This window comes from Streptomyces sp. LUP30 (genome assembly GCF_001746365.1).
In the GTDB taxonomy this organism is placed as follows: domain Bacteria; phylum Actinomycetota; class Actinomycetes; order Streptomycetales; family Streptomycetaceae; genus Streptomyces.
Window position 1 is genome coordinate 47,653 of sequence record NZ_MJAJ01000002.1, and the last position, 15,883, is coordinate 63,535.

11 protein-coding genes and 2 pseudogenes are annotated in these 15,883 nt (G+C 69.7%); 6 read left to right on the forward strand and 7 right to left on the reverse strand.

The genetic code is table 11. The annotated features are described in order from the left end of the window. Positions 1 to 106: 106 nt before the first annotated feature. Positions 107 to 510: pseudogene (locus tag BG482_RS40380) on the reverse strand (peptidase); the annotation flags it as partial. 306 nt (positions 511 to 816) lie between these two features. Between BG482_RS40380 and BG482_RS02240 the strand changes: the two are divergent. After that, the gene (locus BG482_RS02240) at positions 817 to 2,388 is read left to right on the forward strand and encodes a cellulose binding domain-containing protein (protein ID WP_256096195.1); all 1,572 of its coding nucleotides are present in this window, start codon (positions 817 to 819) and stop codon (positions 2,386 to 2,388) included. Between the two features lie 49 nt (positions 2,389 to 2,437). On the opposite strand, the pseudogene BG482_RS44850 reads toward BG482_RS02240, so the two are convergent. Continuing rightward, positions 2,438 to 2,695: pseudogene (locus tag BG482_RS44850) on the reverse strand (deaminase); the annotation flags it as partial. Between the two features lie 116 nt (positions 2,696 to 2,811). Further along, on the reverse strand, positions 2,812 to 3,450 hold the full coding sequence (locus tag BG482_RS02245) for a TetR/AcrR family transcriptional regulator (RefSeq protein ID WP_069767108.1): 639 nt from the start codon (positions 3,448 to 3,450) through the stop codon (positions 2,812 to 2,814). 41 nt (positions 3,451 to 3,491) lie between these two features. Here BG482_RS02245 and BG482_RS02250 point away from each other — a divergent pair, with 41 nt between their 5' ends. Further along, complete coding sequence (locus tag BG482_RS02250; protein ID WP_256096196.1) at positions 3,492 to 5,921, forward strand: MMPL family transporter; 2,430 nt, start codon at positions 3,492 to 3,494, stop codon at positions 5,919 to 5,921. Further along, on the forward strand, positions 5,918 to 6,604 hold the full coding sequence (locus tag BG482_RS02255; protein ID WP_256096197.1) for a DUF2993 domain-containing protein: 687 nt from the start codon (positions 5,918 to 5,920) through the stop codon (positions 6,602 to 6,604). The genes BG482_RS02250 and BG482_RS02255 overlap by 4 nt, the downstream gene beginning before the upstream one ends. A gap of 280 nt (positions 6,605 to 6,884) precedes the next feature. Here the strand turns inward: BG482_RS02255 and BG482_RS02260 are convergent, their stop codons facing one another. Next, a complete protein-coding gene (locus BG482_RS02260; RefSeq protein ID WP_069767109.1) occupies positions 6,885 to 7,526 on the reverse strand; it encodes an NADPH-dependent F420 reductase in 642 nt (213 codons plus the stop codon). A 244-nt stretch (positions 7,527 to 7,770) separates the two neighbouring features. After that, positions 7,771 to 7,926 carry a hypothetical protein gene (locus BG482_RS43700; RefSeq protein WP_176741294.1) on the reverse strand — a complete coding sequence of 52 codons (156 nt, stop codon included), beginning with the start codon at positions 7,924 to 7,926 and terminating at the stop codon, positions 7,771 to 7,773. A gap of 259 nt (positions 7,927 to 8,185) precedes the next feature. Between BG482_RS43700 and BG482_RS02265 the strand changes: the two genes are divergently transcribed. From BG482_RS02265 to BG482_RS02275, 3 genes are all read left to right on the forward strand, one after another. Further along, complete coding sequence (locus BG482_RS02265) at positions 8,186 to 8,452, forward strand: hypothetical protein (protein WP_069767110.1); 267 nt, start codon at positions 8,186 to 8,188, stop codon at positions 8,450 to 8,452. A gap of 1,137 nt (positions 8,453 to 9,589) precedes the next feature. Then, positions 9,590 to 10,816, forward strand: coding sequence for a cellulase family glycosylhydrolase (locus BG482_RS02270; protein ID WP_370745739.1), 1,227 nt, complete (start codon positions 9,590 to 9,592; stop codon positions 10,814 to 10,816). Between the two features lie 147 nt (positions 10,817 to 10,963). Next, positions 10,964 to 12,037 carry a glycoside hydrolase family 5 protein gene (locus BG482_RS02275; protein WP_370745737.1) on the forward strand — a complete coding sequence of 358 codons (1,074 nt, stop codon included), beginning with the start codon at positions 10,964 to 10,966 and terminating at the stop codon, positions 12,035 to 12,037. 229 nt (positions 12,038 to 12,266) lie between these two features. Here BG482_RS02275 and BG482_RS02280 read toward each other — a convergent pair whose 3' ends face one another. Then, complete coding sequence (locus BG482_RS02280; RefSeq protein WP_069767113.1) at positions 12,267 to 13,295, reverse strand: LacI family DNA-binding transcriptional regulator; 1,029 nt, start codon at positions 13,293 to 13,295, stop codon at positions 12,267 to 12,269. Beyond that, the gene (locus BG482_RS02285) at positions 13,292 to 15,691 is read right to left on the reverse strand and encodes a glycoside hydrolase family 2 protein (RefSeq protein WP_069767114.1); all 2,400 of its coding nucleotides are present in this window, start codon (positions 15,689 to 15,691) and stop codon (positions 13,292 to 13,294) included. The genes BG482_RS02280 and BG482_RS02285 overlap by 4 nt, the downstream gene beginning before the upstream one ends. Between the last annotated feature and the right edge of the window lie 192 nt (positions 15,692 to 15,883).

Here is a 15,883-nt window from a genome sequence, read left to right on the forward strand (position 1 = left end):
AGTCTATGGCGCGGGCCGGTGAGCGAGAAGGCGCCTGCTGGCCACATCTGGCTGTCGGCCTTCGGCCCGCACCGCAGGCCAATGCGTTCAGACCATCGCAGCATTGAGGCCCGCCGCACGCCGCCACCATGATGTTCTGCGCCACCTCGTTCACGTCCTGGCCCTTGGCGTCCCTGGAGTTGACGCTGCAGACGAGGGTGCGAGAGCCGGCACGGGTGGAGGCGATGGCAGCGTTGCAGCCCCAGCGGTCGCCGATCTCGCCCCACACCTCGCGGCCGCCCGAGTTCTTCATCGACAGGCCCACCGAGCATGCGGCCGGGGCCGGGGCACCGCTCTTGACGTCTGTCACCTTCAGCAGCGTGAACATCACTCCCAGCCAAGGGAGGCCCACGCCTCGCCCCCGAGCCCAGCCGTCCGTCGGGCCCTACACGGACACGTCGCGCAGACCGGTCGTCCGGTCATCCGGTCGTCCAGAGTCATCGTCTGGCAACCGTGGTTGTGGGGACCGAGAAAGGTAACGCCAGCCCTTGTGGGCGGTGTTCACGTCTGCTCGGCGACTTTGCGCAGGGCCGACTCACGGCGGAGCCTGGGCCAGGTCCGGCGTGCTGACCAGGCATTTCATGGGAGCGCTCCCACGTATCGGGTGTTGCCCTTACCGCTGATGCCGTAAATGCCTACGCCGACATTCTCTTACGGGCGTGACCAGGCACGCTTCCGGTCGCATCATTGGCATGAACCCGACCGGTGGTGCGCGGGGACCACGGGGTCGGGACAGTCGACGTGCCGGCCATCGGGTCCGGCACCAGGGAGGTCACCGTGATCACCGTCCCTCTCGCACGACGCACCGGCCGGCGATTACTCATCACGGCCGTGTTCGGCGTGCTGCTGCTCGCCTCATCGTTCCTGTACGGCCTTTCGTTCCCGGCCGCCGCATCGGCCGGCCGAGCCGCCTCCGCGGACTCGTCGGGCCACACCGGCAACGCCACGCACTTCGACGGCCTCGGATCGCCCTACGGCGGGTGCGGAGTCCCGCAGGCGGATCTGGAGTCACAGGACTTCGTGGCCCTCAACGTGTGGAACACACCAGGCCACTACGACGGGCAGCCCACCCCTCGCCCCATCCCCTCCGGCGACGCCGCCAGCATGGGGCTGTTCGACAACGGCCACAACTGCGGCCGCTGGGTGCGGGTGTCGATCGGTGACTACTGCACCGGCACCAACGACGGCGCGGCGGGCCAGGCGTTCTGCCGCAACGGAAGCTGGACGTCCGACACGTACGACGGCGCCACCCTCGACATGCTTGTCGCCGACAGCTGCGGCGACACCAACGCCTGGTGCCGGGACGATCCCGACCATCTGGACCTGGCCACGCACTCGCTGAACGCCTTCCAGCTCGGCGGGCAGCCGGTGACGGACATGTACCCCAGCCGCTGGAACAACCGGCACATCTCCTGGTCGTTCATCCCGGCGCCCGGCTACTCCGGCGACATCGCGATCGGCTTCGTCCAGAACGCGGCGACCTGGTGGCCCACCGTGGACGTCACCCGCCTGCCCAACGGCATCCACGGTGTGGAGTACTACGACGGCAGTGCGTGGGCGCCGGCCGCCATGGTCAGCGACCTCGGACAGCAGTACACGATCGGCCCCAACTCCTCGGGCGGATCGAACTACACCATCCGGGTCCGTGACGTGGACGGCAAGCTCGTGCAGGGCGGCCGGACGTACTCCTTCGCCCTGCCGCGCTCGTGCTCCTCCGGGTGTCCCCAGCCGTACACCGGTGTCAACTACACCACTGGCGGCGACGGAAGCGGATCACTGGACGCGCCGACGAACCTCACGGTGACCGCCACCACCGCCACCAGCGTCTCACTGTCCTGGACCGCCTCGGCCGGCGCCAGCGGTTACGACGTCCTCCGCGACGGGCAGCCGGCGGGCACCACCACCGGCGCCTCCTTCACCGACAGCGGCCTGGCCGCCTCGACGTCGTACACCTACGCGGTCAAGGCCCACGACAGCTCGGGAGGCACGTCGGCCGCCTCGGTAGGCGTCTCGGCCACCACCCGGAGCTCGGGGGGCGGCCCGCAAGCCGGCTGCACCGCCGCCACCAAGCTGGTCAACTCCTGGCCCGGCGGGTTCACCGCCGAGGTGACGCTCACCAACACCACCGCATCCAGCAGCACAGGATGGCAGGTCCGCTGGAGCTGGCCCGGCAGCCAGAAGGTGACGACCGCCTGGAGCACCAGGCTGACGCAGTCGGGTTCCTCGGTCTCAGGCTCGAACGTCGACTACAACAGCGCCATCCCGCCCTCCGGCCGGACCACGTTCGGCTTCAACGCGACCGGAGACTCCTCCGGACTGCCCGCCAACCCGGTCTGCACGCTCAACTGACCCCCGGGGTCCCAGGCAGGTGCCGGGCGGGCCGGGCAGGCCCGCCCGGCACCTTGGACGCTTGCGTGAGCCGTCGACGGACGCCTCTTCTCCGGGCCTGAACGCGTCCTGGTCCATCGGGATCTCCCCCGCGGCGAAGCCCGACATCAGGCGGTAGGTGTTCGCTCCCCTCAGGCAGATGGCCTCAGGGGTGCTCGCCGAGCCACGCGAGACACTCCGGGCCCTCCAGTCCCCCGAACCCGGGCCGTCCCTCTCCCGTCGCACAACCATCGAGGGAAGTGAGGAAACCGACGAGAAGATCCGACATGGCAGCATCCCTTCCCAAACCGTCATGGGCTCGGACCGGCCGGTAGCCACAAATCATCGACCACGCGGGGAGCAACGAGTCCTCGTCCGGCACGACGCCGACCGAAGAGACAGCACCTAGGCGCCCGGCAACGCCTCCGGCCGGTCCGTCACGGCGAGCAGGGCGTGGACGCTCGTCTCCATGGCGCGAGCAGCGGACTCGACGTCGAGTCCGCTGCTGCGCCAGTGGTACCAGGCACCCCAAGTGGTCACGGCGTCCAGCCCGTTGAGCAGGTCGGCTCCACGTCCCTCGGGGAGCCGGACGAGTTCCTGGGCGAAGACCTCCTCCAGCCGCCTCCGCGCGAAGTCGAGCACGTGCCGGGTGGCTTCGTCGACCCGCTCCGACGGACTTTCCAGGCGCAACATGGCGAGCCGGGCCGGGGTGATCCACTCCAGGATCCGCGCGCGCTGTTCGACGAGTGCCGTCACGCGGCCCGCCCGCGGGCCGTCCACCGGGAGTGGCCGGATCTGCGCGGCCAGCTGGTCCAGCCGCCTGGCGATGGCCGTGTCCGCGAGCTGGGACATGTCGGCGAAGTGGTGGAAGACCAGGCGCCGGGACACTCCCGCGCGTTCGGCGACCCGGTCCGCGGGAAAGTGCGATTCCCCTTCGTCGAGCAGCGACAGCATCGCGTCGGCGATCTTCTCGCGGGTCTGCCGTCCGCGCTCCGTGCGGCCGTCGGGGATGCGGTCGGGCGTCTGTCGGGTCGGCTGCTTCACCTCGGTCCTCCCAGGGTCTCGTTGACATTCTTGCACTCCCGATGCAACTGTTCCATTGCACGCTCAGTGCAATAAGTTCATCGAGTGGGCCGCCGGTCGACATCCCGTCGGGCGCCCCCGCCGTACGGGAGGACGACTTCCTGATGTTCCTGTCCGTCGGGCGCTGGTGCGCCCGCAGGCCCAAGAGGACCCTGGCAGCCTGGCTGCTGTTGCTCACGGTGTCCGCCGTCGCCGTAGCGGTCTTCGGCAAGGTCACCACCGAAACCGTCACCATCCCCGGCAGCGACAGCCAGGCCGCACGCGGGGCCGGGACGGCGTTCCACGACTCGGCGTCGGGACGGCAGCCCGTTGTCCTGTACGCGCCGCCGGGCACGGCGGGCCTCACCGACCCCGGGACGAAGCGGGCGGTCGAGGCGGCGGCGCGGGCCGTCGGGAAGGTGCCCCACGTCGTGGCCGTCACCACCCCCTACGACTCGGTCGGCAGAAATGCACTGAGCGCGGACGGTCGCACGGGCTACCTGACGGTCGAACTCGACGTCGGCGGACGGGACATCGCCGCCGACACCGCCCGGAACATCGTGGACGCTGCCGCGCCCGCCAGCGGGGCCGGACTCGAGGTCACGGCCGGCGGCGACCTGGCCGCCGCCGCGGACAAGGGCTCGACCGGCCACAGCGAGATCATCGGCCTCGCGGCCGCGTTCGTCGTCCTCGCCGTGGGGTTCGGCAGCCTGGTCGCGGCCGGGGTCCCGCTGCTCAACGGGGCTCTCGGCCTCGCTGTCTCGCTGTCCGCGATCGGCCTCGTCGGTCATCTGATGGACATGCCGTCCTCGGGCACCACCATCGCCGCCATGATCGGCCTCGGAGTGGGCATCGACTACACCCTGTTCTGCCTGACCCGCTTCCGTGACCTACGGGCGACCGGAGTGGGCGTCGAGGAGGCGGCGGCGCGCACCATGGCCGGTTCGGGCAAGGCCGTGGCCTTCGCCGGGTGCGCCGTCATCACCGCGCTGGCGGGTCTGGCGCTGGGGGGACTGCCCCTGCTGCACGCGCTGGCCCTCGCACCGGCCGTCGCCGTCCTTGTCGCCATGGCGCTCACCCTCACGCTGCTACCGGCCCTGCTTTCCCTGCTGGGCAGGTGGCTCACCCCGAAGGTCCGTCCGCGGGAGTCGTCACCGGCGCAGGCGGAGGTCGCGCCGCGAGGCCCGAGAGGCTGGGGTCGGGCGGCGCAGTACGTAGCCGCCCGGCCGTGGCGCTGTCTGCTGGCCGGCCTGCTCCTCACCGGCGTACTGGCCCTGCCGGCCTCCCGGTTGACGTTCGGCCAGCTCGACGCCGGCGACAAGGCCGCCGGAACGTCGAGCCGCACCGCCTACGACCGGCTTGCGGACGCCTTCGGCCCAGGCGTCAACGGCCCGCTCCAGGTCACCGGCGAGCTCTCCCGTCCGGCCGCCGACCCAGGCGAGGGCCGCATCACAGCGGTCGCGGACGCACTCCTCGCGACGTACGGCGTGGCCTCCGTGGCCCCGGCACAACTCAGCAGCGACGGCAGGCAGGTGCGGTGGCAGGTCACCCCCACCACAGCGCCCGGAGATCCGAAGACCGCCGCGCTCGTACGCGATCTACGGGAAGACGTGCTGCCCCGCGCCACCGCAGGCACCGACCAGGTGACGCACGTGGGCGGTGCGACAGCGGTCCAGGACGACCTCAACGAGCGCCTCGCCGGTCGGATGCCGGTGATCGTCGGCTTCGTGCTCGCCGTCGCAGCGCTGCTGTTGCTGATCGCCTTCCGCTCGCCGGTCATCGCGGTGAAGGCCGCGCTGATGAACCTCGTCTCGGTCGCCGCCGCGTACGGCGTGCTGACCGCGGTCTTCCCGTGGGGCTGGGGCGCGGACCTGATCGGGCTCGAGGGTCCGGTGCCCGTCCCCGGTTACGTGCCGCTGCTGATGTTCGCGGTGCTGTTCGGCCTGTCGATGGACTACGAGGTGTTCCTGCTCAGCGCCGTCCGGGCCGCGTACCTGCGCGGCGGTGACAACCGGCAGGCCGTGATCAGCGGGCTCACCGCCACGGGTCGGATCATCACCTCCGCGGCAGTGATCATGGTCAGTGTCTTCCTCAGCTACCTGCTGTCCGACGACCCGGTGGTGAAGATGTTCGGGCTGGGACTGGCCACGGCCGTCGCGCTGGACGCGACGGTCGTCCGCGGCATCCTCGTGCCGTCCACGATGGTCCTGCTCGGCCGGGCGAACTGGTGGCTGCCCGCGTGGCTGGACCGGGTGCTGCCGCACCTGGACGTCGAGGACGACGGGCAGGGCCGGGAACAGCCCCGCGCCGGCACCGACCGCACCCACCCCACTGGCCACACCGACCGCACCGACCGCACCGACCGCACCGACCGCACCGACGAAGCGGACGGGACGCACGGACCCCACGTCCCGGGCAGCGCTCCCGTCCCCGCCACCCGGAGGACTTCGTGAGCCACCACCCGGCCCCGACCCGCAAACGGCTGCTCTGGATCACTGTGACGACCGGGACTCTGATCGCCCTCCTGCCCGCCGCCGACCGGTTCGCCGCCGTGTCCGCGGAGCACCGGCTGGCCGACCTCATCGCGGGGCGGCAGACCGCGGTGGTGGGCACTCCCCAAGTGAGCATCGACGCCTTCCCCTTCCTGCTGAGCGCGGCCGAGGGAAGGTTCTCCCGGGTGGCCGTGCGGGCGGACGCCGTCACCGGAAAGGGCCGACCCGTGCAGGCGACAGTCGAACTGAAAGATGTGTCGGACCGGGCCGGTTCCTACCGCGCCGCGTCGGCGGACGCCCGGTTCACCGCGCCCCTCGGCTCGTTCGGTGCCGGGCTCGGCCCGGACACGTCACTGTCCGACGACGGCCACGGCAGGCTCCGCATCGAACGGCAGGTCTTCGGTCTGCCGCTGAACGTCACGGCGGAGCTGCGGCTGTCCGGCCGCACGGTCGAAGTAGTGCCGGTGGCCGCGTCGATCGCGGGGCGCCCCGTGGACCCGGCCGGCCCACGTATCCAAGACGCATTCGCAGGGCAGGACCGAACCCTCCCGAAGCTGCCCGCAGGCCTCGATCCGACGGACGTCTCGGTGACCGCTGCGGGCGTGGTCCTGCACGCCCGAGGTGAGGACATACGTCTCACCTAGCCATTTCCCGCGTAGCAGCGGTGCGCGTGGGCGCCAGTGAAGCGATCGTCGCCGGGTGATCCATGGGGTGCAGGACAGGGTCCGCACGGAGTGCCGTGCCGACCGTGCACCCGTTCCAAGGTGCCCTCGACGCCTGCCGCCAGAGCCACGTAGGGGGCGAAGGCACCCCTGTCCCCAGGGGGCCCCCGGCCGAGACCGGCCGGCCCGGGATCGCCCGCAGCCGCTGGACGTCCACCGTGCTCGGGCTGGAGGCGAGTGCTCAGCGCCACGCAGTGGGGAGCTAGGGAAGGATGGCGATGGCGCTGGACCAGCCGAGACCGAGCCGATCCTGGCATGCCATGTGAAGGAACTGGAACGCTTCGAGTTCTCGTGCCCGGCGCAGCGGCCCGACGTCGAGTGGGCGCATGCCGCCTGAGGTGACGACGGAGGCCACAGTCTCCTTGGCTGCGTCATCATCACCTGCGATGAAGACATCCAGTGGCCGGCCGGCCACTTCACCCGTCACAAGCGGGCCGGCAAAGGTGGTGTTGAAAGCCTTGACGACCCGTACGTTCGCTACGGTCGCTGCGATCTCCTCGGCCGCCGAGGTGCCGGGTGGTACGGCCAGCGAGTCGAAGGTGCTGAAATCCACGGGGTTGCAGATGTCGACCACGACTTTGCCAGACAGGGCAGCGCCCAGCGAGCCGGCCACCTCCCGCCCTGCAGGGTAAGGGAGGGCAAGCACCACCACATCCGCTGCCGCCACGCCTTCCACGCCGTACGCCTGCACGTCTGCCCCGCCCACCGCCTCCGACAGGGCTACGGCCAGTTGCTCGGCCTTGTCCTGGTTGCGATCGTGCAGCCGGAGAGAGTGACCGCCCGACAGCACCCGTGTACCGATACCTCGGGCCATGTTCCCAGCCCCGACAATGGTGATGATCATTGCTACTCCCGGGTGAGGCGCCATATCTCGTTCCAGCCTCACATTCACGGGCGGACCGCGCCATCGCCCACCGCCGCCCGAGAGGCACGGATGGTTCATCCTGTGGCTCTGCCGGAAACAGCCGCCATCGAGTCCGAGCCATGGGCTCCGAGATGAGACGGCGGCGCAGCCCGGCGGGCGTACAGCCGGACCATCTCGTCGCAGCTCGGCTCGCCTCCGAGCACGGCCCGGAATGTCTTCCGGCCTACGGGGCGGTCTCGCCTGCCGACGTGTGGTCGCCGATGTCAGCGGTGATCTGGTGCAGTTGGTCGAATGCCCACGTCCAGCTACGTGCCCCGGCTCCACCGGTGTCGACCACCGTCACATCCATGTCGAACAGCACGGCAATCGGCGCTGTCATATCGGTTCTCCTGTGATCGGGCTATTCGTCCCCCACCTGCGCAAGGCTGAATCTGTCCGGCGAGAACAGGTGCGAGAGTCATGCGAGAGCCCCCGAAGCGATCACCACCCCCAGGTCGCCGGTCGCAGAACTGACCAGGCCTGACCGGGTCTGCATACCACTACCTGGCGTGATCGGCGCCCTGCGCATTCGGGGCCTCTTCAGCGTCTGACCCATTGGTCGACGTGCGCCGCGCACTCCCCCGTCGGATGGTGGAGTCATGAACCATCACCACCCGTCCCAACGGACGATCGAGATCAACACTCGGCTTGTGAAGACCGGCGCCGTACTCACCACGGCCGGTGCCGTGGTGACCTGGGCCGGCATGGCCATCGTGGCCACCGCGGTGTTCGCGGCAGGCCGCCGCCTGATCCGCGAGATGGACGTGCCTCCGGCCGAGCAGGCGGCCATGAAGTGGCGGCAGGCCAAGGAGGCGTCCAGAGCGGGCGTGCAGGCGTGGCAGTCCACGTCTTACGGCCAGCACTGATCGCCACCCGGGCGTGCATCGTTCTTCTTGGCCTGCCCCTGCAACCCAGGGCATGTGGGTGCGGATGACGAACACGTTCAGTCCGCCGTCCCAGCCCGGGGCGGCGGTGGTGGTGAAGCCCGGCACACACCGCAGACAGAGCCGCGAGCGTGTCCTTGGTGAAGTCGACCCGGCAAGCCTGACGGGGCAGGCGCTTCGACGCGGTCGGCGGGCCGTCTCCCCCGAAGACGGCGGTCGCCCCAAGGGGGTGATCGCCCCGCCGGGACGCTCTCGCGCTCCATGTGGCGGCCGCCTCCCATCTCGCCGACGATGAACCGGAGGGCAGGGTGACGTCAACGGCACCGAGGACCCGGGCCGCGGCATCCACGCAGACGTGTGGAGACGGAAGGAGGCCCGCCGGTGGCGCTCGCCGGGGCTGGGACATCATCACCAGGGGCGCCCCCAGCAGTTCGTAGCGGGTGGCGCAGTCCCGGAGTCGGCGGGGAGAGGCATCGCGGACTGCCGGCAGCAGCACGGGGACTTCCTTGTCGCCATGGCCCGGGGGCAAGGCGGTCGGCATGGTGCAGGCTGAAGAGGGAGAGGGAGAGGAGTCGCTGGTCAGCGCGCGAATAGTAGTGTCGGTGGCGCTCGATGCCAGTGCAGAGATGCCGTGGCCCGTGATCTGACCCGTCGCCCCTGACTGGCATACAGGCGGTGCACGGGCTTCCGGTGCCCGACCGGGCGGTGGGCAAGCTCCAGCTGCCGGTGAGCGAGTTGGCCCCCACGTCCGCGAATCCCCCGGCCAGTGTCTGCTGACACTTGTCGAGTCTGGGAGGCAGAACGTCCACGGCGAGCAGAAACCGTTTTAGCTTTGGCCTCGACAGCTCAGACACTCCGACCATCCGCCCCTTTTCATCGAGTGCCATAAAACCCCTAAAAGGGGCAGAGAGTAGCCCCTTTGAGCTCCGCCCGGTCCCTTTGCCGCGAGGATTGACCACTGAACCGGTTAGTGCTTCCATCGACCGTGCCGCCGAAGCGCCCGCCTCAGGGCCTTGCGTGCTGCGTCGACAGCCAATTCACGCCCGAAGGAGTGCCGTGCCGTCGCTCAGCGCTTTTGACAACGTTGTCCTCTCAGGCTCCTCCCGCAGACGCCTACTGGTGGGAGCGGCCGCCGGCGCGGGTGCAGCCGCGCTGCCGCCCTCCGTTTCCGCCCATGCGGCTGCTGGGGCGCCCCGCCCCCGCGGCGGATACATCGGCGTCGGAGGAGGTGAGTTCGTCCGCTCCGGGAGGCGGTTTCGCTTCGGGGGGACCAATTGTTACTACCTGCACCAGCAGTCCCACTACATGATCGACAGCGTGCTCAACGACGCCGCCGCAATGGGCCTGACCGTGGTGCGCGCCTGGGCGTTCGCGGACGGCACGGAGAAGGCCGAACATCCGCTGCAGCCGCAGCCGCACCGGTACGACGAAGACGCCTTCGACTCACTCGACTACGCCGTCCACAAGGCCGGGCAGCTCGGGATCAGACTCGTGCTTCCCCTGGTGAACAACTGGCCCGACTACGGGGGGATGCAGCAGTACGTGAAGTGGTTCCTGGGGCTTGCCGACGACAGTTACGGGTCCGAGACGCCCCACCACGACCACTTCTACACCGACAAGGCGATTCGCGCCTGCTACAAGGCGTTCGCCGCCCACGTCATCGGTCGCCGGAATCGCTACACGGGCCTTCGCTACCACCAGGACCCGACCGTCATGGCGTTCGAGCTCGCCAACGAGCCGCGGTGCCGCTCGGACAGGTCCGGGGACACCCTCGTACGGTGGGCGGCCGAGATGAGTGCGCACGTCAAACGACTGGCGCCGCATCAGCTGGTTGCCGTCGGCGACGAAGGGACCTACGGGGAGGCCGGTAACGCCGACTACCCGTACTCCGACTACGACGGCGTCGACTGGCGGCGGCTCAGCGCTCTGCGCACGGTGGACTACGCGACCTTCCACCTCTACCCCCAGGGCTGGGGGGAGACCTCGTCCGCGAAGCCCGGAACCGACGCCGGCCAGTGGGGCGAGCAGTGGATCCGCCGGCATCTGCAGGACGCCCGCAGGCTGGGCAAGCCCGCCGTCCTGGAGGAGTTCGGCGTGCGCATCGACGCCGACAGGGACGTGCCGGACAGTGCCGCCCGGGACGGGGTCTACCGCCGCTGGACCAGGGCCGTCGAGCAGGAGTCCGGAGCCGGATCCCAGTTCTGGCTGCTGACCTCGCGGGTCGACGACGGCTCCTTCTACCCGGACTACGACGGGTTCCGGATCACCTGGAACAACGAGGACGCCAACCCCGCACGTTCGACGGCCCGCGTGCTCAGCGAGCACGCGGCCGCCATGGCTCACTGAACCCGGTGGCGGCCGAGTGGAGGGACACCACTCGGCCACTACCTGTCAGGTATATGTCAACATCGACCACCTCGAGGAGAACGGATGCCTACCAGCCGGACGTCCCAGAGCCGCCACCTCACCTCACTACCGCTCACCCTTCTTGCCTTGTTCGCCCTGCTGGGTGCCCTGTTGGCGCTCGGCCACAACGCCACCGCCGCCGTCACGCGCCAGGACACGGCACACACCGCACGCCCGTCGTCGCAGGCCGCCGCGGCCGGCCTGCCCACCCGGTTGCGGGGCGTCAACCGCTCGGGCACCGAGTTCATGTGCGTGCAGAACCGTGGCATCTTCGACGGCCCTTCCGACGCCGCATCGGTGCAGGCGATCAAGAACTGGAAGACCAACGCCGTCCGCGTGCCTCTGAACGAGGACTGCTGGCTCGGCATCAACGGCGTCAACCCCGCCTACAGTGGCAGCGCCTACCGCAACGCGGTGGCCAACTACGTCAGCCTGCTGCGCCAGTACGGTCAGAACGTGATCGTGGAACTGCACTGGAGCAGCGGTGTGTACACGGGCTCGGGTTCCCAGTGCTCGACGTACGCCTCCAACTGCCAGAAGCCCATGCCCAACCGCGATCACACCCCGGCCTTCTGGAAATCGGTCGCGAGCACCTTCAAGAATGCCGGGGGCGTGTACTTCGACTTGTTCAACGAGCCGTTCCCCAACTCGGTCATGTCTGACTACAACGCCTCGTGGAGGTGCTGGCGCGACGGTGGGTCCGCCTGCACCGGCTTCTCGTACACGGTGGCGGGCATGCAGGAACTCGTGAACGCGGTGCGATCCACCGGGGCGACCAACTACATCATGGCCGGCGGCCTCAGCTACTCCAACGATCTGTCCCAGTGGCTGACGTACGCTCCGTCGGACTCGGCCGGAAAGGTGGCCGCCTCCTGGCACTCGTACAACTTCAACTACTGCAACACGCAGAGCTGCTGGGACTCCCAGATCGCCCCGGTCGCCGCCCGCTATCCGCTCGTCGTCGGCGAGATCGGTGAGAACGACTGCGCTCACGGCTACATCGACACGCTGATGAACTGGCTCGACGCCCGCGGTCTGAGCTACCTCGCCTGGACGTGGAACACCTGGGACTGCCGGTCCGGCCCCGCCCTGATCAGCAACTACAACGGCACTGCGACAGCCTACGGCCAAGGACTCAAGGATCGTTTGGCGCGCGGCTGACGTTCTGTCGGCTCGCGTACGCCGGCCTGTCGGCACGCGTGACCCGAAGCAGGCGGTCGGCCCGAGGGGCGGTGCCGGATATTCACGGCACCGCCCCCTCTGTATCAACTGCTTCTTCTACGCGCACCGCCGCTGTCGGCGGGGGACTTCACCGGCACGCCGGCGCCCCGGGGCCAGGTCCCCGGCATGCCAGGGACTGACGGCCAGGTCCCGCAAGCGGCACCGACCCTCACCGCGGCGGTGGCCCGGTGGACCCGCGGGGAGTGAGTGTGGGCGTGGGCACCTGGTGCGACCCGGGTGTCTGGCCGTCGATCACGGCGAACAGCGTCCGCGCTACTTCGGCCCCGAACCCGTGCACGTCGTGGCTCATCGCCGACAGCGGGGGGTGGGTCAGACGGCACAGCTGGGAGTCGTCCCACGCCACGAGGGACAGGTCGCCGGGCACCTTCAATCCCAGCTCCTGAGCCACGGCCGCGCCGGCCACCGCCATGATGTCGTTGTCGTAGACGATCGCGGTCGGCCGCTCGGGGGCCAGGAGCAGCGAGCGGGTGGCCCGGGCTCCCTCCTCGCCCGCGAATCCTGTCGCCACCTGCGCGGCGCTCTCCAGGCCGAGGCCGCGCATCGTCGTCTCGAACGCCTCCGCACGGATCAGGCTGTGCCCGAGGCCGCTCGGGCCGCCCACCCGTGCGATGCGTCGGTGCCCCAGCGCCGCCAGGTAGCGGACGGCTTCGGACACCGCGGTCGCGTCATCGGTCCAGACGGACGTGAGACCACCGGTGAGAGACGGATGGCCTACTGCCACGACGGGCAGACCGAGCGCCTCGAGAGTGCCGATGCGCGGGTCGTCGGCCTGGAAGTCGACGAGGATGGACCCACCGACCTGGCGCCCCTGCCACCACTGCCTGTGCAGCCCGGCCTCCTCGTCGAGGTCGCGCACCAGGCGCAGGAGCAGCGAGCAGGAGTGCTCGCTCAGGACGCTCTCGATTCCGGAGATGAACTCCATGTAGAAGGGTTCGAGGCCGAGCAGCCGGGCCGGCCTGCAGATCGCCAGTCCCACGGTGTCTACCCGGATACCGGCCAGACTCCGGGCCCTGGTGTTCGGCGTCCAGCCAAGTTCCCGGGCGGCTTCGAAGATCCGGTCGCGGGTCGCCGGGGAGACCCCGGGCTTGGCGTTGAAGGCCAGCGACACCGCGCCCTTGGAGACCCCTGCCCGCAGGGCGACCTCTCTGATGGTGACGCGGCTGGGCGAGACGCTCACGCGGGTTCCACGCAGAAGAGGGCGGCTCGCGCTGTCGGACTATCGGTCCCGGACCAGCCTCGGACCCGGATGCGCGCCTGTTCTCCGGGAAGCAGACTGGTCAGCCCGCGGTCCGCCTCCGCGTCCGGGGCGAGCCGGTCGGGCTGCAGCAGGAGATCACGTACCAGAGAGTGTGCTGTCACCACGATGTCGACCCTATCGCCCTGGCCCGCCACGGGCTCGACCTGGACGTCGAAGCGGGGCCGGGGGTAGGCGAAGTCGCGATCGGGCACCGCGAAGTGCAGCGCCCGCAGCCCGTCCGCGTCCGCGACGAGATACTCCTTGGCCGACCCCGGCGCGATCGCCACGGACTGCGGGATCTGCGAGCGGACGACGGAACGGGCTCCCACCTCGACACGCCAGGTGTGCTCGCCACTGACTCCGCCGTCCGCGGACAGCCGCCGCAGGGAGACCTCGGTGCTCCAGGTGTGCGCCGTCTGATTCACCAGGGCGAGCACCGGCCCTTCGGGGCCGGGCTGGAGGCTGAGCAGGCGATCGGCGTACAGGCGGCGCAGCTCGTAGTACAGCGGCTTGAGCCGGCCGTCGCCGTCGATGGCCGACCACGACGTCACCGGCCAGCAATCGTTCAGCTGCCACACGACGGTGCCCGCGCAGACCGGCCAGTTCGAGCGCCAGTGTTCGATGCCGGCGGCGATCGCGCGTGCCTGCACCAATTGCGTGAGGTAGTGCCAGCGGTCGAAGTCGCCCTCGGGCAGGATGAAGTGGCGGCTCACTCCTCGGTTCAGTTTGTCCTGGCCGTCCTCCGCCTTCTGGTGGTGCAGCATCCCCGGCGAGTCGACGGCCAGAGCCTCACCCGGCAGAGCCCGCTGCAGGGTGGCCATGGCTGGCGGCGCCTGCCAGCCGAATTCGGCGACGAACCGGGGCACACTCTCGCGGTACTCGGTGAAGTCGCGGCGGTTCCAGACCTCCCAGGAATGGTGGGTGCCGTGGTCGGGGTCGTTGGGATGGTGGTCCCAGCTTCCCGACCAGGGGCTTCCGGCGGCGTAGGGCCGGGTCGGGTCGAGTTCGGCGACGATTCGGGGCAGCAGGCCCAGGTAGTAGCCCTCGCCCCAGGAGGCTCCGGCCAGCTCGGGCTCCCAGCCCCAGTCGCGGAATCCCCACAGGTTCTCGTTGTTGCCGTTCCACAGGACCAGGGAGGGGTGAGGCATCAGCCGTACGACGTTCTCGCGCGCCTCGGCCTCGATCTCACCCCGCAGGGGTTGTTCCTCGGGGTAGGCGGCGCACGCGAACAGGAAGTCCTGCCAGACCATCAGGCCCAGTTCGTCGCAGGCGTCGTAGAAGGCGTCGTCCTCGTAGATCCCGCCGCCCCACACGCGCACGAGGTCGACGTTGGCCTCGACGGCCTGCTGGAGCCGGTGGCGGTATCGCTCGGCGGTGACGCGGGAGGGAAGGGCGTCGTCCGGAATCCAGTTCACGCCTCGGGCGAAAAGGCGTACGCCGTTGACCACGAGCGTGAACGCCGTCCCGTGCTCGTCCGCCGCGTGGTCGAGCTCGATCGTGCGAAAGCCGATGCGATGACGCCGCACATCCAGAACCTCGTCACCGTCCGACAGGGTCAGCTCCAGGTCGTACAGGTGCTGCTCGCCGTAGCCGCGGGGCCACCACAGCTCCGGGTCGGGCACTTCGAGGCTCACCACCGCTTCGTCCCCGGTGAACTGCGTCTCGTGCCGGAGGCCGGCAACTGTGACGCGGGCCGTCAGCCGACGTCCCGTGCCGGTCGCGGTCCTCTCCACCTCCAGGTGCACTTCCACGCGTCCCGTCTCCTGCGACACGGTGACCAGCGGCCGCATCCGGGCGATGCGCGCGGTCGACCAGTGTTCGAGCCGGACCGGCCGCCACATGCCCGCGGTGACGAGTGTGGGGCCCCAGTCCCAGCCGAAGCTGCACGCCATCTTGCGTATGTACTGGGAGGGAGCGGGGTAGACGTTCGGCCGCTCGCCGACGATGGCCCGTACGGCTTCGGCCTCCCCGTAGGCCGAAGCGAACCGCACGGTCAGCTCCCCGGAGCATCCGGTGACGTCGAACCGGTACGAGCGGTGCATGTTGCGGGTGCGGCCCAGTTCCCGGCCGGCGAGACCCACTTCGGCCGCCGTGTCGAGGCCGTCGAAGACCAGATCCGTGCGCTCGTGCACCGTACCGGCGTCGAGCCGGCGGGAGTACGTCCATGGGCGTCTGCCCACCCAGGCGACGTCCTCCTCGTTGCTGCCCAGGTAAGGGTCGGGCAGCAGCCCGTGGGCGAGGAGGTCATCGTGCGCGCAGCCCGGAACCCGGGCACTCAGCGCTCTCCCCTCGTGGTGCAGACTCCACCCCTCACTGAGCAGGGTGATGTCCCTCATAGCGCAACTCCCCTCACCGGATGCCCGCTGCCAGGTCCGCGGGCTGAAGGCACGCTAGCCCGTCCACTCACCACCTGTCCATAAACCGGTTGAGGCCGCGACAGGACTGAGGCCATAGCTAACCATTCGCCTTCTAACTGCATAAACTACACGCCTGATCTCACAAGCGGTAACAATTCGGCAACGCGATGA